This window comes from Nocardia miyunensis NBRC 108239 (genome assembly GCF_001613065.1).
Taxonomy (GTDB): Bacteria; Actinomycetota; Actinomycetes; order Mycobacteriales; family Mycobacteriaceae; genus Nocardia; species Nocardia miyunensis.
The window spans coordinates 16,305-37,252 of the sequence record NZ_BDBQ01000062.1 but is presented as its reverse complement, the minus strand read 5'-3'; the positions used below and the strand labels follow the sequence as shown (position 1 = coordinate 37,252).

Here is a 20,948-nt window from a genome sequence, read left to right as displayed (position 1 = left end):
GATGCGGCTCGAATTACGCGGCCTGACAAAAAGATTCGGCACCCTGGTGGCCAACGATCGGATCGATCTGGTGGTCGAACCGGGGGAGGTGCACTGTCTGCTCGGGGAGAACGGCGCAGGCAAGAGCACGCTGATGAACATCCTCTACGGCCTGCTGCAACCGGACGAGGGGCAGATACTGCTCGACGGAAAGCCGTGGACGTGCGCGTCGCCCCGGGCGGCGATCGCCGCCGGAATCGGCATGGTGCACCAGCATTTCATGCTGGTGCCGGTGTTCACGGTCGCGGAGAACCTGATCCTCGGCCGTGAGCCGCGGACCCGTTTCGGCCTGCTGGATCACGCGGCGGCGCGGCGGCGGGTGCTCGAGTTGTCGCAGCGTCACGGGCTTCCGGTAGATCCCGATGCGACGGTGGCCGATCTGTCGGTCGGCGAGCAGCAGCGGGTGGAGATCCTCAAGGCACTCGCGCACGAGGTCGAGGTACTCATCCTGGACGAGCCGACCGCGGTGCTCACTCCGCAGGAAACCGACGAATTGATCGAGGTATTGCGTGCGATCGCCGCGAGCGGCACCTCGATCATCTTCATCTCGCACAAGCTGGGGGAGGTCACCCGGATCGCCGATCGCATCACGGTGATCCGGCGCGGCGCGGTGGTCGCGACGGTCGATCCCGCCACGCCCGAAGGCGAACTCGCGGAGCTGATGGTCGGCCGGTCGGTGGAACTCGTGGTGGCCAAATCCCCGGCCCGGCCGAGCGGGCCGGTGCTGGCCGTGGACGGTGTGACCGTCGTCGACGCGGCGGGATCGGTTGTGGTGGACGACGTGTCGTTCCAGGTCGAGGCCGGTGAGATCGTCGGCATCGCGGGCGTGGTCGGCAACGGGCAGTCGGAATTGATCACCGCACTGCTGGGACTGCGCACACCGGTGCGGGGATCGATCACCGTGCGGGGCGCCGAGTTGGTGGGCCGCTCCCCGCGCGAACACCTGGACGCCGGCATCGGCTATGTGCCCGAGGATCGTTCGCACGACGGTGTGATCGGAAGCTTCAGCGTCGCGGAGAACCTCATCCTCGATCTGGTCGACGGCGCGGAGTTCTCCCGGCACGGCGTACTGTCACCGAACGCGGTGCGGCGCAATGCGTCCCGGCGCATCGAGGAGTTCGACATCCGCACCGGATCGGCGGCGGATCCGGTCGGTGCGCTCTCGGGCGGCAATCAGCAGAAGGTGGTGCTGGCACGGGAGATGTCCCGGCCGCTCGAGCTGCTCGTCGCCGGTCAGCCCACCCGCGGCCTGGATGTCGGGTCCATCGAGTTCGTGCACGAACGCATTGTCCGAGAGCGTGATCGGGGCGCGGCAGTATTGATCGTCTCGGCCGAACTGGATGAGATCTACGCGCTCTCGGACCGGATCCTCGTGATGTACGGCGGGCGCATCGTGGGGAGCGCGGGTCCGGACACCCCGCGTGATCGGCTCGGCCTGATGATGGCCGGGGTGCGGCCACCGCAGGAGGCGCGATGACGGACATCGGGGTGCGCGCGACCGTGGACTTGGTGATGTGCGGCGGTTGTATCGCGGGTGTCGCGGGTCGGCGCGCTCCGCGTGATCGGCTCGGCCCGACGATGGCCGGGGTCCCGACGCAGGAGGCGCGATGACGGACATCGGGGTGCGCGCGATCACGAATCGGAAGTGGTTGCGGGAGTTGGTGGTCAGCGCTTTGGCCGTGGTGCTGGCCCTGGTCGTCGGCGCGGTGCTGATCATCGTGAGCAACTCCGCGGTGACCGATGCGGCGGGTTATTTCTTCGCCCGGCCGGCGGATACGTTCACCGCGGCGGCGAGTGCGGTGCGCGATACCTATCGAGCGTTGTTCCTGGGCGCGTTCGGCGGGCGTCAGCAGATCGCCGAAACTCTGGTCGCGGCGACGCCGCTGATCTGCACCGGTTTGTCGGTCACCCTGGCGTTCCGGACCGGGCTGTTCAACATCGGCGCACAAGGGCAGCTGATCGCCGGTGCGCTGGCCGCCGGGTGGGTGGGTTTCGCGGTGCATCTGCCGCCGGGTTTGCATGTGGCGGCCGCCATCGCGGCCGGAATCGCCGGTGGCGCGGTCTGGGGTGCGCTGGCGGGAATCCTCAAGGCGCGCACCGGGGCTCACGAGGTGATCGCCACCATCATGGGCAACTACATCGCGCTCTACGCGCTGACCTGGCTGCTGACCACCACCGCGCTGCAACGTCCCGGCAGCCACGAGCCGATCAGCCCCGTGGTGGACCCGAGCGCGCAGCTGCCCCGGTTCGGCGGTACCCGGCTGCATCTGGGACTGCTGGTGGCGGTGCTCGCGGCGGTGCTGGTGTGGTGGCTGCTGTCGCGCTCGACGCTGGGCCTGCGCCTGCGTGCGGTCGGCGCGAACCCGGACGCCGCGCGCACCGCCGGAATCAATGTCGGCCGCGCCTATGTGATGGCGATGCTGATCGCGGGCGCGCTGGCCGGTCTTGCCGGAGCGCAGCAGGTGGTCGGCACCGATCTGCCGCTGACGAACGGGATCGCCGGATCGTTCGGCTTCGACGGCATCACCGTGGCTCTGCTCGGACGCGGCACTCCGCTCGGAACCGTCTGCGCCGCTGTGCTGTTCGGCGCGCTCGATGCGGGCGGCAAGGAGATGCAGGCCGCGACCGGGACACCGCTGACCTTGGTGACGGTGTTGCAGGCGGTGATCGTGGTCCTGGTCGCCGCGCCCGCGCTGGTGCGCACGGTGTTCCGGATCCGGGCCGAGCGCGCGGAGGCCGTGGCGGCGAAGGGATGGAACTGATGGCTGTGCCGGAACCTGTTGTCGCGGTGCGGGAGTCGCCGGAGGGGCGACGCCGGAGAGTGCGACTGGGTGTGCTGCTGGTGGTGTTCGCGCTCGGTGCGCTGGGGCTGGCGGCGGTGACCCGATCCGGTGCGGTCGCCTTCGGATTGTCCGTCTCCGGCTCGGCCGCGGTGCGCCTGCCCGCGGCCGCCACGGGGTGGGTGCTCTCGGTGGTCGCGCTGGTCATCGCGGTGGTCCAGCTGTGGCGGGGGTTGCCGCGACGGTGGTCGGGCGCGTTGTTCGCGTTGTTCGGGGTCGCCTTCGTGGTGACGTTCATCTGCTGGGCCGCGGCGGGCAAAACGTTCCCGCTGACCAATCAGATCCAGGGCACCCTGGCGCTGTCCACACCGCTGATCCTCGGTGCGCTCGCGGGTGTGCTGTGCGAGCGTGCGGGCGTGATCAACATCGCGATCGAGGGGCAGTTGCTCGCGGGCGCCTGCGCCGCGGCGATCGTGGCAACGATGAGCGGTAGTTTCCTGGTCGGCGCGGTGGCCGCGATGCTGGCCGGGGTCGCCATCGCGTGGTTGCTGGCGGTGTTCTCGATCCGCTATCTGGTCAATCAGATCGTGCTCGGCGTGGTCCTGGTGGTATTCGCCACCGGACTCACCGGCTACCTGTTCGACCAGCTGACCGCCCTGCCCGACGGTTCCGCCCGGTTCGACGAGCCCGGGACGATGCAGCCGATCGCGGTGCCGGTGCTCTCGCGGATCCCGATCCTCGGGCCCACGATCTTCGAGCAGACCGCGCTGGTGTACGCGATGGTGCTGCTGGTCGTCGTGATCACCGTGGTGCTGTACCGCACCCGGTGGGGTATGCGGGTGCGCGCGGTCGGCGAACATCCCCGCGCCGCGGCCACGGTCGGAATCGGCGTGCTGCGCATTCGCTATCAGGCCGTGCTGCTGGGCGGTGCCGTCGCGGGACTGGGCGGTGCGTATTTCACCATCGGCTCGACCGGCGGGTTCACCAAGGAGATGGCGGCAGGCAACGGTTTCATCGCCCTGGCAGCGGTGATCATGGGGCGGTGGAATCCCATCGGATCCACTTGCGCCGCACTGTTCTTCGGATTCACCAAGGCCTTGCAGGGGCAGTTGCAGGTGCTCGCGACGCCCATCCCGACCGAGGTGTTGCAGATGACCCCGTACCTGCTGACCGTGATCGCCGTGGCCGGTGCGGTCGGGCAGGTGCGCCCGCCGCGGGCGGGCGGGGAGCCGTACGTTGCGCAGTAGGGATCACCTGCGTATCACCGGATGAGGGTGGAACAGGGATCAGATGGGGGCCGCATCCCACCATGAGTGCTGGAGTTCGCCCGCAGTCCAGCCGGTCGCGTTCACCATGAGGAGGCAACGGGAGCGTTGCGATTGGTCGAACTGTGCGGTCAGCCAGGCTGCCGGGGGCGATGACTGATGGCCGGAGACGAGGCGGAATGGTTGCCGCTGTTGCCATCCTGCCCAGCCCGGGGCGGGCGCAGACCTGACGGCCCCTTGCCAGAGCTGATGAGCAGGGGGCCGGGAAGTGTCGCTCTTCGAGCCACATGTGTGCGAGCGAGATGTGGCCAGCATCGAATATTGTTGTCGGCCGGAGCAATTCACCGGACCACAGCCTCGCTGGCCGTGGCGGCCGCCTCGACGACCCTGCCGAAGTCGAGCTTGACGATCTGGTCGGCGTGGTCGAAGTACCGGTCGTCGTGGGTGATGACGATGACCGTCTTGCCGCGACGCTTCAGTCCGGCCAGGATCTCGGTGTAGAACACCTCGCGGAATCGAGGTTCCTGATCGGCCGCCCATTCGTCGAAGACGTAGATCTGGCGGTCCTCGAGCAAGGCGGTGAGCAGGGCCAGGCGTTTGCGCTGTCCCTGGGACAGGGCGATGGTGGACAGCCGTCCGTCCTGCACCGTCACCTTGTGCGCGATCTGCAACTCCTCGAGGTAGCCGCGCACCTCCTCGTCGATTCCCGGACGGTCGAAGCCCAGGTAGTCCTCGAACAGGTGGAAATCGGTGAACACCGCCGAGGAGTTCTGCCGGAACCACTCGATGTTCTCGTGATCGATCCGCTCCTGCCCCAACGAGATCGAACCGGTTCGCGGCACGTACAGGCCCGTGATCAGTTTGGCCAGAGTCGATTTGCCGCTGCCGTTGCCGCCGATGACGAAGCTGATCTGCCCGGGTTCGAAGACCAGATTCAGCGGGCCGAGCGCGAAGCCCGAATCGTCGTCACCGGGTTCGACCGGACCACCCGGAGGCGGGGCCATCGGCACCGGACGGCTGTCGGGCCGACCGTGATCCAGGTGCCGCCGACCATTGACGTCCGGCCGAGCGCCACCGGGCGGCTGGGCGCCGGGCGGCGGAGGAAGTGGCGCGCCCGCCGGCCGCCCATCGGGTGCGTCCGCGGGCCGACCGTGGTGCGCGCCCGCGGGGTGCCCACCGCGCGCGCGTTTCACACCGCGACCGGGACCGCCGGGCATCGGCGGCATTCCGGGCGGGGGAGGCGCACCCGGGATCGGCGGCACCGGCGGCGGCGCTTCGGTCCGGTAGCTGTAGCTCACATTCGTCAGCACCAGCGGTTCCGGCTCTGCGGGCGGTCGCTCGGTGTACGGCAGCGCCTCCTCGTCGTGCAACGTCTCCATGGACAGGTTCATGGTGCGGATCTTCGCCAGCGCGACATCGCCGCGGACCAGATCCGGCATGCGGTGCATGAAGTTCTGCATCGGCATCGCCAGGAAGGTCGTCACCAGGACGTAGCCGACCATCACATCCAGCGACAGATGCATCGCCGAGGCCAGCACGAACAGGATCACCGCCATCGTGCCCAGTTGCAGCAACTGCCCGAACCCTTGTGCCAGTGAGAATTTCGATCCCGCCTCCACATTGCGCGCCCGCACATCGCGGGCCGATCCGAGCAGATGCCGATCCATGAAGTCGCGGCGGCGGCCCCGGTGCAGTTTGAGTTCCTTGATGCCGAGAGTGACCGCTTGGAACGAGCCCAGCAGCCCGTCCTCGTGCTCGCGCGCGGCCCGGTACAGCCCGCGCACTCGCTTGAGAACCAGTTCGACACAGGCGATTCCGAGCAGCGTGCCCGCGATCGTCACGGCGAAGATCGGGCCCGAGACGATCGCGAGGAACACGAAACAGCCCACGATGGTCGCCACGTCGACGCAGATGCTCGGAATCGCGGTGACCGCCTCGGACAGCGAACGCACGTCCTCGGTCAACGTCGCCATGAGGCGATGTGTGCCCAGGCGCTCGAGGTGTTCCAGTGGGGCGGAGACGATTCCGGTGCTCAGGTCGGCGCGCAGCCGGTAGATCGCGTCTTGGGCCAGCCGGATCAGCAGCAGTTGCGACAGCACGCCGCTGACCAGGATGACCACGGCCGCCGATACGAAACTGGTGATGGTGACCGGCGGATGCGGCGGTGGTGACACGACCCCCCGGATCAATGTCACCAGATAGGTGTTCGCGACACCGCAGACCAGTCCGGCGGCGATGACTGCGGTGATCCGCGTCCAGGAGATCGAGATCAGAAATCGGATGAGTTGCATGATGCTTCGTCTTTCGACTCGGTGGGGCCGCGGCGCGCTGTCAGCGGATGATGTCGAAGAGCATCCCCTCGAGGGTGACTCCGGGCGCGAAGGAGAAGGCGACACCGGTCGATATCGGCCTCGTGGAGGAATCCGACCGGATCATCTCCGCCAGGACGAAGATCAGCGAAACGCTCAGCATATTGCCGTATCGGGCGAGCACATCCCAGCTCGGCGCGGCCTGTTCGGCGGAGATGCCCAGAGACCGCGCGGACTCCTCGATGATCTTGGGACCACCCGGGTGGATCGCCCACAGATCGACGTCGGATTTCCGTAATCCATTGCGGTCCAGAATCTTTTCGATCACCGGATCGACGCCGGTGTAGATGTATCGGGGCAGCTGTTCGGACAGCTCGCAGGTGATGCCGTGGTGGTTGACGCCCAGCACGATGCCGTCCTCGGCGTCGTCGAGCAGATGGCTGAAGCTCTCGCGGATCACCACGCGGCCGGGTGCGAGCGGCTGATGCACCTGGCCCGCGCCGATGACGACCGCGCCGCAGCCGTCGCCGAACAGGCTGTGCGTGATCACGTCGTTGATGTCGTCGTCGAACACGGCGTTGACCGAGCTCAGCTCGAGGCAGACGACCAGCGCCTTCTTATCAGGATGTGCGCGAACGTAATCCACGGCCGTGCGCATGGCGTTCATCGCCGCGGCGCAGCCCATGAAGTTCACCATCACCCGGCCCACCGTGGGCGAGAGGCCCAGCTGCTTGACCACCGCGACGTCCACCCCGGGCGCGATGAATCCGGTACTGGTGGCGAACACCAGCAGCCCGATCTCCTCGGCCGGGTCGGCCAGGCCCGCCACCGCGCGTCCGGCGACGTCGACCGCGAGCGGAACCGCGTGCCGGAAGAACAGATTCATCCGATCGCGGATGGTCGCGGGCTTGCGGCTGAATTCCAGGAATTCCGGATCGAGCGGGTCGACCGCGAGCTGCCGGGTCCGCACCATCGTCTTGCTGTAGATCCGCGGAATGCGCGCCCGCTGTGCCGGATCGGCGAACAGCGTGGCCACCTGCTCGGCGGAGGCGGCCTGGTCCATGACCCGGCCGGGCGCACCGGTGGCGATGAATTCGATGACGCCCACCGTGGTCGGCGGCGCGGGCGGCAACTGAGCCAGGGCGTGCTCCCCGGTTGCCTCAGGCCGGATCGCGCCCCCCGCATCGAACGTGATACTCACTGATTCTCCCCTTCTAGCGAAACATCCACACGCCGGAATCGTGGCGCGGTGATTGCGAAATCTGTTTACACCGTTCCGATTCCGGTGAATCCCTGCACCATGTAGACCGCGCAGGTCTTGAGCGCGTCCGGTGCGAAGTGCTCACGGACGAAGCCCCAATCGCGTTCCTGCGCATCGCGTGAGGGGGCCAGCAGGTAGGTGCGGCACTGTTTCGGGAAACGATCGGTGAAGAAACTCTTCGCCGGAAGCCATTCGACGCCGAATTTCGCCGCCTCCTCGCGCACCACGTCCTCGGTGGCGATATTGGCGAAACCGCTGCGCTGGAACGGCAATACGTGGTGCACGCGGTGCGAGCTCAGTCCCGCGGACAGGAAGCAGTCGACGTAGCGGTTGCCGACCACGGTCAGGTCGTAGGCCTGCTCGAGCTGGTTGACCGCCCAGTCCTCGGTATCGGCCTCGGGCAGCTCGCCGACCTCCTCCTCGAAGTCGTGGCTCGCGACGACCAGGAAGGTGCTGATCCACAGCGTGATCACGAATTGCAGTGCCCAGGCCCAGAAGTCGCCCGCGAGCGCGAAGGCGACGAGCTCGCCCAGCAGCAGGAATCGCACCGCGAAGGATCCGATGAAATGCGGCAGCGCACCGCCCCAGGTGCCGTACATGTCCTTGACACCGACCTTGCGGGTCAGGCGGCACACGTCCAGCAGGCGGATCGTCATTCCGGTGATGGTGTGCCCGAATTTGTGGACGGTGTGCACCGGAATCCGATATACCCGCGGAATGCGCATCATCATGGTGAAGACGTTCTTCTTGATGTCGACTTCACTCTGGGTGTGCGGATGATGCAGCAGGGCGTGGCCGTCCGCGGTCACGAAAGACAGTGCCACGTAATTGAAATCGAAGGCGTTGGTGAATATCTTGTTGAGCCCCTTCTGGGCTCGATGGATCCCGTAGTGCCCGAAACCCGCCACGGAACTGCGCAGCAGCACCATCGCGATCACGAAGACCGGCAACGGAATCCAGCTGCGCTCGAACAGCCGCAGACTCTCGACCGCGAAATAGGAGATGGTCAGCAGAACCGCGACGATGTTGAATATCCGGTCCATACGATCCAGGCGCGCGGCGAGTTTCGGCTCGCGCAGTCGTGCCTTGATCCTGTGCAGCAGGTCGTTCTCGTCGTCGAAGCGGTACTTGGGGGTGTCGGTCCAGCTGTCGAAGCCCTCGGTGAACAGGAAGTCCGGGGCGTTGTTCTTCGGGTGGATGTCCTCGGGCAGGGCCTGACGGTCCAGCGAGTATCGCTCGAGCATCCGCGCGATCCGCTCGGGTTCGCGGTGATACGAGCCGATGATGGACGTGATGTCCCGATTCTTCGTCCGGCCGATGAAGAATTCTCCGCCGGGATGCTTGGAAATCCAATCGCTGAGATCGTAAGCTTTGCCGTTGTAGATCCAGACATTGGAGACCGGCGGAGGCCCGTCGGGAATGGGAGGTCGACTGAACTCCTCCCGCTCCTGCACTTCCGGGCGGTCGGTCGTCATCTCTCTTACCTCCATGTCTGATCGGCTGTTCGAGGCCGTGCTGCCGATCAGGTTCTCCGGCCGGCGTCGCGTTCGAGCGTCGTTGCGTTCAGATTCCGTGCGGCGCCTTGTATTTGACTGAACAATCCCTTAAGCGGGCCGAGATCCGCGTTCCGGCGCCGGGATTCGGGCGCGGAACGATGCCGGAACTCACCGGCCGGAATCCCCCGCGGACGTCCGGAACGATAGGCGCGAGCCGGTCCGGGAGGCGTACGGCAGCACAGTGCCGCCGTCACGCGATCCCGGACCGGCTCGCATGTCCGGACTACCGGCTCATGTGGAATCAGCCGGCCGGTTTGGTGACGGTGACGGGCTTGGCCCAGTTGGACAGGTCGATCTGGGCGGTGCCCTTGTCCTTGGTCACCGTGGCCTGCACCAGGTTCGGGCCCGTCCCGGGGGAGGCGGCGGTCGAGGGCAGGCTGGTCGCCGCGGTGCCGGACGACGGCGGCGCGACGTCGGTGATCCACAGGGTGATGGGCAGGCTGCCCTGGACCTTGTCACCGATCTTCGGCACGACCGGGTCGATCACGGTGGGATCGATGGTGCCGGAGACCTTGACGGTGTTCACGCCGTTGATCGTCTGGCGGGAAACGGCTTTCGCGTCCTTCACGTGCGCGATGACGTTGGCGATTCCCTTGTCCTTGTCCAGGATCACGCCCGGGTCGTAGACCTTCTGGGTGTCGCCGACCGGGACGTACTTGGTGCCGTCGCCGGAGACGTAGATCTTCTTGTCCACCGCCAGGAACTTGGTCTTGGTGAACGGGTCGCCTTCCTTCAGGCGGATGCTCGCCTCGCCGATCGCCTGACCCGAGGGCTGATTGGTGACATCGGCGGAGATGGTGTCGACCGGCAGATTCGGAATGTTGCTGACCTTGATGTCCAGGTGTACCGAGTGCAGGGTCTCGGTGGTCTTGGAGGATTCGGAGATCAGCTGCGCGCCGTCCGGGAGCTGGCTGGGCGGCGGCGCGGCGGGGGTGCTCGATGCGGAGGCGGACGTGTCGGAGGAGTTCGAGCTGCAGCCCGCGACGAGCGCGCCGAGCAGTGAGGTCGCCAGCACCGCCGCGCCCACCGTCTTCGCGGTGGTCCGCCGAGACCGGCGGACGGGTCGGTCGAGCGAATTGAGATCTGTCATATGTCAACCCCCGGAGGTTCTTCGGTAACTCGGTCGAGATGCGCGTCTGCGACTCGGCGCGAGTCGCGATATGCGGCACTGTGCCGACGTACGCTCGGTCGAGCGAACACGGGCATTCAACCAGCACCGCCGCATGGATGTCGACCGGTTAGTCGAACTCGCCGGCGCACAGATCATCACCGAATCGGGCCGGTGGGGCCGGAGCAGGGCCGAGCCCTGCGGCAATCGGTGTTTCACATGCGCGCGGCGGGCTCACCACCTCCCAGTGGTGGGAAATTATCCCGTACCGGGAATTGATCTGTGTCGCAAGACGCTTCAAATAATGGCGTGGACGCGGACCCGCAGCCCGGCTGTATGCCGGGTTTTCGAGTCGCAGATCACAGTTCTCACCTGGAGCGTCTGCCCCGGTTTCTGTTACCGTGAGTATAAACGGAGAAAGTCTCCGCTTAGTCTCTCCGGGGAGGGAACCCGTATCTCATGGCGCTAGTGAAGACCCGCCCGCACTACAACGTCGTCTTCGCGGTCCTGCTGCTCGGGATCGCCGCGTACGCGATGCTCCAGTCGATGGTCGTACCGGTGTTCTCGCTGTTGATTCCGGCCCTGCACACCACGCAGAGCACCGCGACCTGGCTGATGACCGCTTATCTGCTCGCGGCCTCGGTGGCCACGCCGATCCTCGGCCGGATCGGTGACAAGGTCGGCAAGGAGCGGATGCTCGTCGTCACGCTCGTCGGGCTCACGGTCGGCTCGCTCATCGCGGCGCTCACCGAATCGGTGAGCGTGATGATCGTCGCCCGGGTCATCCAGGGTCTGGGCGGCGGCGTGATTCCGTTGGCGTTCGGCATCATTCGCGACGAATTCCCGATGGCCAAGTTGAACGGCGCGGTGGGCATCGCCTCCTCGATGATCGCCGTCGGCTCCGGGCTCGGACTGGTGCTGGCCGGTCCGATCGTCGATCACCTGAGCTACCACTGGCTGTTCTGGATACCGATGATCATCACGGCGGTCGCCGCGGTCGCCGCGGTGCTGTTCGTGCCCGAATCGCCGGTGCGCAGCCCAGGCCGGATCAATTGGGGCGCAGCGATTCTGCTGTCCGCCTGGCTGGTCGCCCTGCTGCTCGCGGTGAGCCAGGGGCCGAAGTGGGGCTGGGGTTCGGGGACCACCCTGGGTCTGTTCGCCTTGGCCGTGGTGTGCGCGGTCGCGTGGGTCGTGGTCGAGATCCGTTCCGAGACACCGCTGATCGATATGAGCACGATGCGAATTCGGGCGGTGTGGACGACCAATATCGTCGCGGTGCTGACCGGCGCGGCGATGTACGCGATGATGACGTTCCTGCCGCAGTTGCTGCAGACGCCGAAAGCCGTTGCCGGATACGGGCTCAGCGCGAGTATCACCCAATCCGGGCTGGATCTGCTGCCGCTGTCGGTGGCGATGTTCGTCATCGGCCTGGCCATCGGCCCGCTGGCCGCGCGGCTGGGTTCCAAGGCGATCGTGCTGCTGGGCACCCTGATCACCGCGCCCGCCTTCTTCCTGCTCGCGCTCGGGCACGATCAGAGCTGGGAGATCTACCTGGCCGCCGTGCTGCTGGGCATCGGTATCGGCATGGCCTTCTCCTCGATGCCGGCCATCATCGTGGCCGCGGTGCCGCCCGCGCAGACCGGCGCGGCGACCGGGGTGAACGCCAATGTGCGGACCGTGGGCGGGGCGATCGGCAGTGCGATCTCCTCGGTCATCCTGACCTCGGGTGCGCATGCGGCGCACGGACTTCCGGCGGATTCGGGATATGCCAACGTCTTCTGGTTCCTGGGCGCGGTCTCCGCGGGGGCGGCGCTCGTCAGCGTGTTCATTCCGTCCGGGCGGGCCCGGGCGACGAAGTCCGTCGAGCTGGCGCATTCGGCGGAGTTCGAAGCGGAAGTCGTTCCGGCGCAACGGATCATCGATGCCTCAGAAGGCCTCGATCCGGTTGGCGTGCGGTCGATTCCGGAGCTCGATGCGGGCGCGGGGCCCGCGGTCGTGGGTTACGTGCGGCGTACCGGAGGGCAGCCTGTCTCCGGTGCCGCGCTGACGTTGATCGATCCACGCGGACAACAGGTTTCGCGGGTGACCGGCGATGCGGACGGCGGGTACCGGATCACCGCGCCCGCTCCGGGCAACTACGTGCTGATCACCTCGGCGCACGGACACCGGCCGGTCGCGGTCACCGTCGCCGTCGGCGCGCGACCACGGCTGCTGACGGTCACGCTGCCGGGTTCGGGTGAGCTGACCGGATCGGTGCGCGGTCCGGGCGGCCTGCCGGTGGCCGGTGCGACCGTCACGCTGACCAATGCGCACGGTGAGGTCGTCGGAGCCGCGGTCACCGGGGCGGACGGCGCGTTCACCTGCGCCGTCACCCCGGGCGCGCACACCGTTGTCGTCGTGGCCGACCACATGCGCCCCGCCGCGAGCACGGTCGTCGTGCCCGAGAGCGGCGTACTGCGGCACGACGTCGACCTCGCCCCGACCGCGACCCTGGCCGGTGCGGTGCAGGCCGGTGACCGGGTCGTTCCCGACGCTCAGGTCACGGTGCTGGACGAGGCCGGACAGCTCGTCGCCGCCGCCCGCACCGACGAGAGCGGCCGCTACCTGGTCCCGGATCTGCCCGCGGGCCGCTACGCGGTGGTCACCCGCGGCTACCCGTCGGTGGCCAGCAGCGTCCGGGTGGCGGGCGAGCGCATCCACCACGATCTGGAACTGGGGTACGACGAGGCGGCCTCGTTGCCGGTTCACTAGGTCCGCGCTGTGATGGCCGCTCCGGCCGGAACCTCACCGCAACAAGTGATTCCGTCCGGAGCGGCCGTCGTTCCGTATCGGACCGTGTGCCGGTCCGGTGCTCGTCGATCGGCGGGAATGCCTCTGCCGCATGGCTGTTCGGCGCTGCGCGGTACGGCGGGCGGCGGTGACGGTCGTGTCTTCGACGGCATGGCCTGTGCGATGGCGAATTCGCTCAATGCCCCGGGGGCTGGGCGAAGGTGCGGCGGTAGTCGCTGGGGGTGGTGCCGACCTCGTGGGCGAAACGTCGGCGGAAGTTGGACGGGTCGGGGAAGCCGGTGGCCGCGCCGACGGCGGCGACGGTTGCGTCGGTGCGTTCGAGTAGCGCGCAGGCGTGATGAATTCTTCTGTGCATCAACCACTTTCCCGGTGTCGTGCCCAGGTGCCGGTCGAACAGGCGGGCCAGCGTTCGAGGGGAGACCGCGCATCGGGCGGCGAGTTCGTCGACGGCGATCGGGCGGTGCAGATTGTCCTCGATCCAGGACAGGGCGGGGGCGAGCATATCGGGCTGGGGCGTGCGGCGGCGCGGGGGAGTCCGGGTGTACTGGCGCTGGCCGCCCTCCCGGTGTGGCGGCAGGACCATGTGCCGGGCGATATCGGCCGCGTATGCCGCGCCGAAATCGCGGCGGACGAGTTCGAGGGCCAGATCGATGGCCGCGCCGGTGCCCGCGCTGGTCGCGACGTCGCCGTGATTCACGTACAGCGCGTGCGGTCGCACCCGCACCCGCGGGTACCGTTCCCGGAGTTCCTCGGCCATCCGCCAGTGCGTGGTCGCCTCCCGCCCGTCCAGCAGCCCGATGGCCGCGAGTGCGAAAGTGCCCGAACAGATTCCGACGATCCGCGCCCCGCGCCGATGCGCCTCGCACACCGCGCGCGTCAACCCGGCCGAGGGCCGTTCGTCCCGGTCCGGCCAGCCGGTCACGAAGATCGAATCGGCCGTGCGGAGGGCGTCGAGACCGTGGTCGACGAGCATCCGGTACCCCGCCTTGGTGGGCAGCGCGCCCGGGGTCTCCGCGCAGACGTCGAACGCATAGCGGGTCGGGACGCCGGGGTGTTCGATACCGAATACTTCTGCGACACAAGCCAGTTCGAATGTCGACTGCGGCGGGGTCACCACGGCGGCGATACGATGAAACCGATTCACGGTGGCAGAATAAACTTTACGAGTGTCGATCACGCCACTTTCGGGGCACGATATCGGCCGGTCACCCTGAATATACGACCGAGAGTGACGAACATGCCCGGATCGGGCGATGGCGTGATCAATACGGTTCTCTTTCCGGCCATTGTCGACGATTCCGAACGGTGAATTCGCGGTTCTGTTGTGCCTCAGGTGGTTCGGCGAATTCTCCTTTGTAACGGTTGTGTCGCAACAGATGTCCGCCGGATTACCTGCCCGTGTCGCACGTGCGCCGGGATTGCTCGAGGTGTGCTGGGGTGCGGTTTATTGATCTTGAATTGAGATGAAAATCACTGGTATACAAGACTATTCGGGCATCCGGTACATCGTCGGGACTGCCAGGGTGAACGCCCGGCGCGCGTGCGAAACTCCTGCCGATGATCACGTACTCTCAAGCCGCCGTCATCGGCGCGGTGCAGGGTGTCACCGAACTGTTCCCCGTTTCGAGTCTCGGCCACTCCGTGCTTGTCGCGGATTGGTTCGGCGGCCACTGGGAGGCGGTCAGTGTGAACAAATCCGACAGGGGCGCAACGTATCTCGCATTCGTGGTCGTCCTGCACGTGGCGACCGCGGTGGCGCTGCTGGGGTTCTATCGGCGCGACTGGCTGGCCATCGTCTCCGGATTTCTGTCGACCCTGCGCACCCGGCGCGCGGAAACCGTTCCACAGCGGCTGGCCTGGTTGATCGTGATCGCGACCGTTCCCGTCGCGGTGCTCGGGCCGCTGCTGGATCGCGCGCTGCACGCGGCATTCGACACTCCCGAGGACGCCAGTATCTTCCTGACCCTGAACGGTGTCGTGCTGGTCCTGGGCGAGGGATTACGCCGCCGCAACGAGCCGACGCTGGCCGAATACGGTCGCCGGTTCGCCCGGCGCGAGGCGCACGGCGCACTGCTCACCGCTGAACGCCGCATACCCCGCCAAGCGGATCGTCCGCTGGCGGCGCTGAGCTTCCTGGACGCCATCGGCATCGGTTTCACTCAGGCCGGCGCCCTGCTGACCGGCTTCAGCCGCGCGGGCCTGACCATGGTGGGCGGCCTGTGGCGCGGCCTGGAGAACGAACACGCGGCCAAATTCGCCTTCCTGCTCGCCACTCCCACCATCCTGGGCGCGGGACTGTTCGAAGCACCCGAACTGAGCGACCCCCGCCTGGCCGCCATCCGCGGCCCGATCCTGGTGGGCGCCATCGTATCCGGAACATCCTCATGGCTGGCGGTGCGATTCCTGGAGCGTCACTTCCGAACTCGCACCCTCCTCCCGTTCGCGGCCTACTGCCTCGTGGTCGGAGCGATATCGGTCATCCATTTCGGGTGAAATCGCTACGCGGCGGGGTATTTTCGCGCGGGAAGCGAATCGCTTCGGCCGCTAGGACTTTCGGAGCTTGTCCAGTGTCGCGCGGACCTGCGCCCGAGCGATCGGATCGAGGTTGTCGCGGCTCACCTGGGAGACGTCCTTGTCCCGGACGAACTGGAGTTGGACGTGCACCGTGACGTTGTCGGCCAGGACACACACGATGTAGCTCGTATCGATGACCAGATCGCCGGTCACCTCCGAGTGCCAGTAGCCCTCCGATCCGAGCCCGGTGACCTTCCCCGAGGACAGCCCCGCCCCGATCTTGCCGGTCTCGCGCTTCTCCCAGTGCTCGTAGTACGGCGGTGCGCTCCCGTTGGTGAAATCGACGTCGAGCAGGATGCGCGCCTCTTGCAGCGGATCACCGTCGGTGGAGTAGCCGATCCGGCAACTCAGGCTGCCGCCGCCGTCGGGCCCGGGCCGCTCCTCCCGATGCTCGGGCGCGCTGATGGGCGTCGACGACCATTTCTTCAACGGCCCGGTGTCGACCAGATCGCAGGCATTGCCGACCCCATCCATCGAGTAGATCGACGGCGCGGCAACAGGATTGCCCGCCGTCCCGGACGAGCCCGAGCCCCCGGCCAGCATCCCGATGCCGACCCCGATACCCAACACCACGACCACCGCGAAGATGCCGCCGATGATCCAGCCCGTCCGGTCGGGCCGAGTCTGTGGCGGGTACGGCCACGGCGCGGGATTTCCCTGCCCAGGGCTGCTGTAGTAGGCGAGACCCTGCTCCGGCGCGCCGTCCTTCGAAAAGGACGGATCAGCTTGCCGCACCGTAGGATCGACACCACCCGGTTCCGGTCGATCACCGGCGTTCTGCGAATCGGCCATCCCGTGGCTCTCCGTTCCCGCGACGGGGCTGGACGGACCGCCGCGCGGGCCCGAGCGTATCCGTCCCACCGTCGTCGAAGCCAGGCGATTTTCGCGACCTCGCTCTGGCCCGCGCCCCTTCCGTGATACCGGCCTCAGCCTTGCCGGGGCGACCTCGATCGGTGAAAGCTACAGGAAGGCAACCAGTTTCATTCGACAGTCGGTTGCGGGGGCGGGAATCCGGAGACGAGCATCTCGAAGCAGGTGTTCATGATGGCCAGGAGGTCGGAGGTGGGGTCTTCCGGGTTCCATTCGGTCAGGGCCGCGCGGGTGATGGCGTGGGCGGCGCCGGCCAGAGCTCGGGGATAGAGGTCCTCGGGGGACAGGCCGGTGCGGCGGGCGACGCCCTCGGTCATCGCGGCAAGGGTGCGGCGGCTCTCGGCGTAGGCGGTGGGGACCAGGCGAGGGTTCTGCCGCACCATCTGCTGGTATTCGCGCCAGGTCGGACGGTTCTGCAGGCGGCGGATACCGGCGTTGATCGCCTGGTGAACCGCGTCCAGCGGGGCCTCCTCGGCCGGGCGGGCGGCGATTCGCTCGGCCAGCGCGCCACCGGCCTGCTCCTCGTGCCAGTCCAGGACGGCGTCTTCCTTGGAATCGAAGTAGTTGAAGAACGTGCGCGGCGAGACGTCGGCGGCGGCGCAGATGTCGTTGACCGTGACCGAATCCGGGCCGTGCTCGGCGTAGAGGCGAATCGCGGCGCGGTGCAGGGCCTCTCGGGTCTGCTGCTTCTTGCGTTCCCGGAGGCCGACACCGGCGCTCGCACTGTTCACATAAGTTATTTTACCGCAAACTTGCAGCGATGCATACTTGCAATAATAAAGAAAATAACTTAGCCTGTCTAATGAACTAGCGGTGGGGTCGCGGCAACGATGCCGTGCGCGTGGTGCGGCCGGACGGGCCCCACGGGCGATTGAAAAACTTTGCGTAACAAGGAGAACGACGTTTTGTCGAGTGTTTTCGGCAGCGGCGGCAGGTGCCCGACCTGCCGCCCGGCGTGGCCCATACGCCTACGTGACTACTTACAGGCCACCGATCCGGCCCTGGCTCGCCTGCGCGCGGCCTGGCGGATGTTGACGGTTTTCGTCGCCTGTCTGGCCGTGGGCTACGGGATGGCACTCGCGCTGGGGCAGTCGGCCATATTCGGTCTGACGTACGGCGGCATGGTCGGACTGCTGCTCGGCCTGACCGTCGCCGGGCCCAAGGCGGGCAGGCTGGCCGTGCGTTGCGTCTGGGGCATCCCGGCATTCCTGATCGCACTGTTCTGCGCGATCGAGGTCGAGCAGTACCGGGTTCTCGCGCTGATCGTGGCCGCCCTGGCTGTCGTGGTGCAACTCTCGGCGCCCGCATTCTTCGGCGAGTTCGGACAGGACTCGGGCGTGATGGTCTTCTGCGGTTACCTCAGCGGCGTCCTGGTGCCTCTGCAGTTGTCGAAAATGGCGTACATCGCGCCGATCGTCGCGGTCGCGGCGGTCGCGGCGGCCGTGGTTCAGGTGGTGCTGTGCCGGATGCGTCCGGAAACCGGTCTCGTGCACGTCGAACGTGGATTCCTCGCCCGCACCCGGTATGTCGTGGAGCGGTCCACCCGGCTGATCGCGTCCGAGGCTCCGACCACCCGCGCGATCCGCAAACTCTCCGACGAGATGACTCATCTCAACGAGTCGGCCATGCTGGTGGACGGCTACCTGGCGACCGCCGCGAGCTCGAGCCGGTCCGCCGACCGGCTGCACCGGCTGGTCTTCGACACCGAACTGGCCGCACAGGCGCTCGGCCGCACCGTGATTCAGCTGTCCGGCCGCCCGCTGCCGGCGGAGCTTCGCGCGCATCTGCTGGCCGCGCTGACCGGTCTCGACCGGGGCGGCCGCCGGCACGACGACGCCCTTCCCGCCTCGACCGCCCGGCTGCTCGAATGGCTGTCCGAGCACGAGAGCGATTCGCGGGAGCTCGAACACGAGCAGCTCGTCTCGACGCTGTATCGGATCGTCGCCCTGCTCGGCGAACTGCACCGCGTCAGCGACGCCTGGACCACCGCGTCCGATGAGGACCTGGAGGCCGACGTCGACGACGAGCCCTTCAGCACGCCCGTGGAACTGGTCGCGGGCAAGCTCCCCGGCACCAATCTGCTGGCCGGACGGGTGCTGGACGCCGGCGGCATGTCCGGCCCCTGGAACTTCTGGAGCAAGCCGAACCCCCAGCTGCGCATCGCTGTGCAGATGCTGATCACGCTGATGATCGCCATTCCGCTCGGTGACGCGCTGAACGGTCACCGGTTCTACTGGGCCGTCATCGGCGCGTTCACCGTGTTGAGCAACACCGACTCCTCGCACGATCGGGTGCGCAAGACGATCAAGCGTGTCCTGGGCACGCTCGTCGGCGGCTTCCTCGGCATCGGCGTCGCCGAGTTCCTCGGGGCCCACCACCCGATGGCGACGCTGGCGTTGCTGGTCGTATCTCTGGTGTTGGGGGCCTACTCGATCAGCGCCTACTACGAGGTGTGGTCCGGCACGCTGGCGTTCGCTCTCATCCAGCTCTACTCCTTCACCGGGGGTTACGAGGACTCGGTTGTGGTGTTGCGCGCGGGCGAGAACGCCCTGGGCGCGGTCATCGCGACGCTGGTCGCCCTGGTGGTCCTGCCCATCGCGACGCGCACGCTGAAGCGCCACGCCGAGGCCAACCACGTGCACTCGCTGGCCACTTTCGTGCGGGAGTCCGGCGAGGTCTGGAGCGGCGCGGCCGGGGCCGACGGCACCCGGGAACAGGCCCGAGCGGTGGACCAGGCGGCGCACGAGCTGAACAGGTTCTCCCGCTCACTGGTTCGTCTTCCGGGCAGCCCCGGCGACGAAGCCGCCGAGGAGATTCGCTCGGTGCTGCGCACGGCCGCGGTCTGCGCCCGGGAGATGTCGGGTGGCAGCGGTCGGGCGGTGCTGACCTCGGGGCAGCGGGAGTTGCTGCTGCGGATCACCGGCAACCTGTCCGATTCGATCGATGGTCTGGCGCGGATCGTGGCGGACCGGGCCGCGAACAGCGAGAGCGCGGCCACGGAGTCCGTCGAGCTCTGGGTCCGCCAGGCCGCGGACATTCAGCGGTTGCAGGAGGCCCTGTCCGTCTCCTCGGCCAACGCCCAGCTGCGGCACGTGCTGCACTACCTCGGATATCTGGACGATCTGCTGGGCGATCTCGCCGCACGTCTGGAAATCCCGGTGCGGGGCAGCGAATATCGCGTCGGCGCTCATGCGGTCAGTCGTGAATTGTTCGCCGTCCAAGCGCAATTGGCGACCGCGGGACAACCGCTGCCGGTGCGCGGCGCGGCGCGGCGTGCGCGGGTGTCGACTTCGGTGCGTGCGTGGCCGGTAGTCGATTCGCCGTCCTCCGGTGACGGCCGCTGGATCGCCGGTCATGTCCACAGCGGGACCGGCCATCCGGTGCCCGGCGTCGCACTGACGCTGATAGATCAACTGGGACACCAGGTTTCGCGTGCGACCGGCGGCAGCGACGGCAGTTACCGCATCGACGTGCCGGAGACGGGCAGCCATGTGCTGATCGTGTCGGCGAACGGGTACGGACCGGTGGCCGTCACGGTGCATCCGGGCTCGGGGCCGCAGCATCAGCACGTCACCCTGCTCGGTTCGGGTGAACTGACGGGGGTGGTCCGGGGGACCGGCGGTGCGCCGCTCGCCGACGCCGCCGTGACGCTGACCGACCTGCGCGGCGAGGTCGTCGGCGCGACGATCACCGACGTCGACGGCGGCTACCAGTGCTTCGGCCTGGTATCGGGCGACTACACCCTGGTCGCCAACGCCGAACACATGCGCCCCGTCGCGACGACCCTGACCGTCCCCGAAAGCGGCCAGGTGCGCTACGACATCGATATGACGCCGCTGTCCGCGCTCGCGGGCTGGGTGCGGACCGATGCGGGTGCGGTGCCGGATGCGCAGGTTACGGTGCTCGATGCGACGGGCGAGCCGATCGCGCACGCCTATGCCGACGACAACGGCCGCTACACCGTCCCCGACCTCGACGCGGGCCGCTACACCGTGGTCACCAGGGGTTATCCGCCGGTGAGCAGCCGGGTCAGGGTGACCGGCAGCAGAGTCGTCCACGATCTGATGCTCGGCTACGACGGCCTCACCGGATCCTGATCCGCGCGGTTCGCCAACCACGCCACCGCCGCGGCATCACCCGTATACGGCCATGAGTGAGTGCGTATCTCAACCCGGGACACCTTCGACCCCAACCACTTTCGGCGAGACCCGCCGGGAGTGGCCGGGGACGGCCGAGGCGGTGGCGCAGCGGACAACTCGATCGATCGCGGCTACGGCACAGTTGTGATGCGGTGATCGTCGAATTCTGGCTGTTGGGAACACATCTCGGTCCGCTGGGCAAGATCCCGCCGACGGGCTCGACCCACCGGACCAGCCCTCGCCACGGCCGGCGGTGA

At 67.5% G+C, this 20,948-nt stretch carries 14 protein-coding genes and 1 pseudogene; 8 read left to right on the top strand and 7 right to left on the bottom strand.

Features of this window, described 5'->3' with window-relative positions; translation table 11 throughout:
• Position 1 precedes the first annotated feature (1 nt).
• The 4 genes from NM2_RS26720 to NM2_RS26710 are packed head-to-tail and all read left to right on the top strand — an operon-like array spanning position 2 to position 4,066.
• Positions 2-1,516 (top strand): ABC transporter ATP-binding protein, encoded by a 1,515-nt coding sequence (locus NM2_RS26720; RefSeq protein ID WP_067674104.1) that lies wholly within the window; start codon positions 2-4, stop codon positions 1,514-1,516.
• Positions 1,513-1,650 (top strand): hypothetical protein, encoded by a 138-nt coding sequence (locus NM2_RS49365; RefSeq protein ID WP_157121324.1) that lies wholly within the window; start codon positions 1,513-1,515, stop codon positions 1,648-1,650. The genes NM2_RS26720 and NM2_RS49365 overlap by 4 nt, the downstream gene beginning before the upstream one ends.
• A complete protein-coding gene (locus NM2_RS26715) occupies positions 1,647-2,801 on the top strand; it encodes an ABC transporter permease (protein ID WP_067674102.1) in 1,155 nt (384 codons plus the stop codon). Before NM2_RS49365 ends, NM2_RS26715 begins: the two co-directional genes overlap by 4 nt.
• Positions 2,801-4,066, top strand: coding sequence for an ABC transporter permease (locus tag NM2_RS26710; RefSeq protein ID WP_245718232.1), 1,266 nt, complete (start codon positions 2,801-2,803; stop codon positions 4,064-4,066). The genes NM2_RS26715 and NM2_RS26710 overlap by 1 nt, the downstream gene beginning before the upstream one ends.
• A gap of 359 nt (positions 4,067-4,425) precedes the next feature.
• Here the strand turns inward: NM2_RS26710 and NM2_RS26705 are convergent, their stop codons facing one another.
• The 4 genes from NM2_RS26705 to NM2_RS26690 form a co-directional block, all read right to left on the bottom strand.
• On the bottom strand, positions 4,426-6,375 hold the full coding sequence (locus NM2_RS26705) for an ATP-binding cassette domain-containing protein (RefSeq protein WP_067674099.1): 1,950 nt from the start codon (positions 6,373-6,375) through the stop codon (positions 4,426-4,428).
• Between the two features lie 40 nt (positions 6,376-6,415).
• On the bottom strand, positions 6,416-7,594 hold the full coding sequence (locus NM2_RS26700) for a type III polyketide synthase (protein WP_067674097.1): 1,179 nt from the start codon (positions 7,592-7,594) through the stop codon (positions 6,416-6,418).
• Between the two features lie 65 nt (positions 7,595-7,659).
• Positions 7,660-9,129 carry a fatty acid desaturase gene (locus NM2_RS26695; protein ID WP_067674094.1) on the bottom strand — a complete coding sequence of 490 codons (1,470 nt, stop codon included), beginning with the start codon at positions 9,127-9,129 and terminating at the stop codon, positions 7,660-7,662.
• A 322-nt stretch (positions 9,130-9,451) separates the two neighbouring features.
• Positions 9,452-10,300 (bottom strand): LppX_LprAFG lipoprotein, encoded by an 849-nt coding sequence (locus NM2_RS26690; protein ID WP_067674092.1) that lies wholly within the window; start codon positions 10,298-10,300, stop codon positions 9,452-9,454.
• A 477-nt stretch (positions 10,301-10,777) separates the two neighbouring features.
• Between NM2_RS26690 and NM2_RS26685 the strand changes: the two genes are divergently transcribed.
• Positions 10,778-13,069 carry an MFS transporter gene (locus NM2_RS26685; RefSeq protein WP_084531580.1) on the top strand — a complete coding sequence of 764 codons (2,292 nt, stop codon included), beginning with the start codon at positions 10,778-10,780 and terminating at the stop codon, positions 13,067-13,069.
• A gap of 214 nt (positions 13,070-13,283) precedes the next feature.
• Here the strand turns inward: NM2_RS26685 and NM2_RS26680 are convergent, their stop codons facing one another.
• Positions 13,284-14,252: a GlxA family transcriptional regulator gene (locus tag NM2_RS26680; RefSeq protein WP_218025995.1), complete on the bottom strand. Its 969-nt coding sequence runs from the start codon at positions 14,250-14,252 to the stop codon at positions 13,284-13,286.
• 413 nt (positions 14,253-14,665) lie between these two features.
• On the opposite strand from NM2_RS26680, the gene NM2_RS26675 reads away from it, so the two are divergent.
• Complete coding sequence (locus NM2_RS26675; protein ID WP_067674087.1) at positions 14,666-15,601, top strand: undecaprenyl-diphosphate phosphatase; 936 nt, start codon at positions 14,666-14,668, stop codon at positions 15,599-15,601.
• Positions 15,602-15,652: 51 nt separating this feature from the next.
• Here NM2_RS26675 and NM2_RS26670 read toward each other — a convergent pair whose 3' ends face one another.
• Both NM2_RS26670 and NM2_RS26665 read right to left on the bottom strand, forming a co-directional pair.
• On the bottom strand, positions 15,653-16,474 hold the full coding sequence (locus NM2_RS26670) for a hypothetical protein (RefSeq protein ID WP_067674085.1): 822 nt from the start codon (positions 16,472-16,474) through the stop codon (positions 15,653-15,655).
• A gap of 188 nt (positions 16,475-16,662) precedes the next feature.
• Positions 16,663-17,283, bottom strand: coding sequence for a TetR/AcrR family transcriptional regulator (locus NM2_RS26665; protein ID WP_067674083.1), 621 nt, complete (start codon positions 17,281-17,283; stop codon positions 16,663-16,665).
• 297 nt (positions 17,284-17,580) lie between these two features.
• Here NM2_RS26665 and NM2_RS26660 point away from each other — a divergent pair, with 297 nt between their 5' ends.
• Positions 17,581-20,649 (top strand): carboxypeptidase regulatory-like domain-containing protein, encoded by a 3,069-nt coding sequence (locus tag NM2_RS26660; protein WP_067674081.1) that lies wholly within the window; start codon positions 17,581-17,583, stop codon positions 20,647-20,649.
• 173 nt (positions 20,650-20,822) lie between these two features.
• A pseudogene (locus NM2_RS51900) lies at positions 20,823-20,921 on the top strand (ester cyclase); the annotation flags it as partial.
• Between the last annotated feature and the right edge of the window lie 27 nt (positions 20,922-20,948).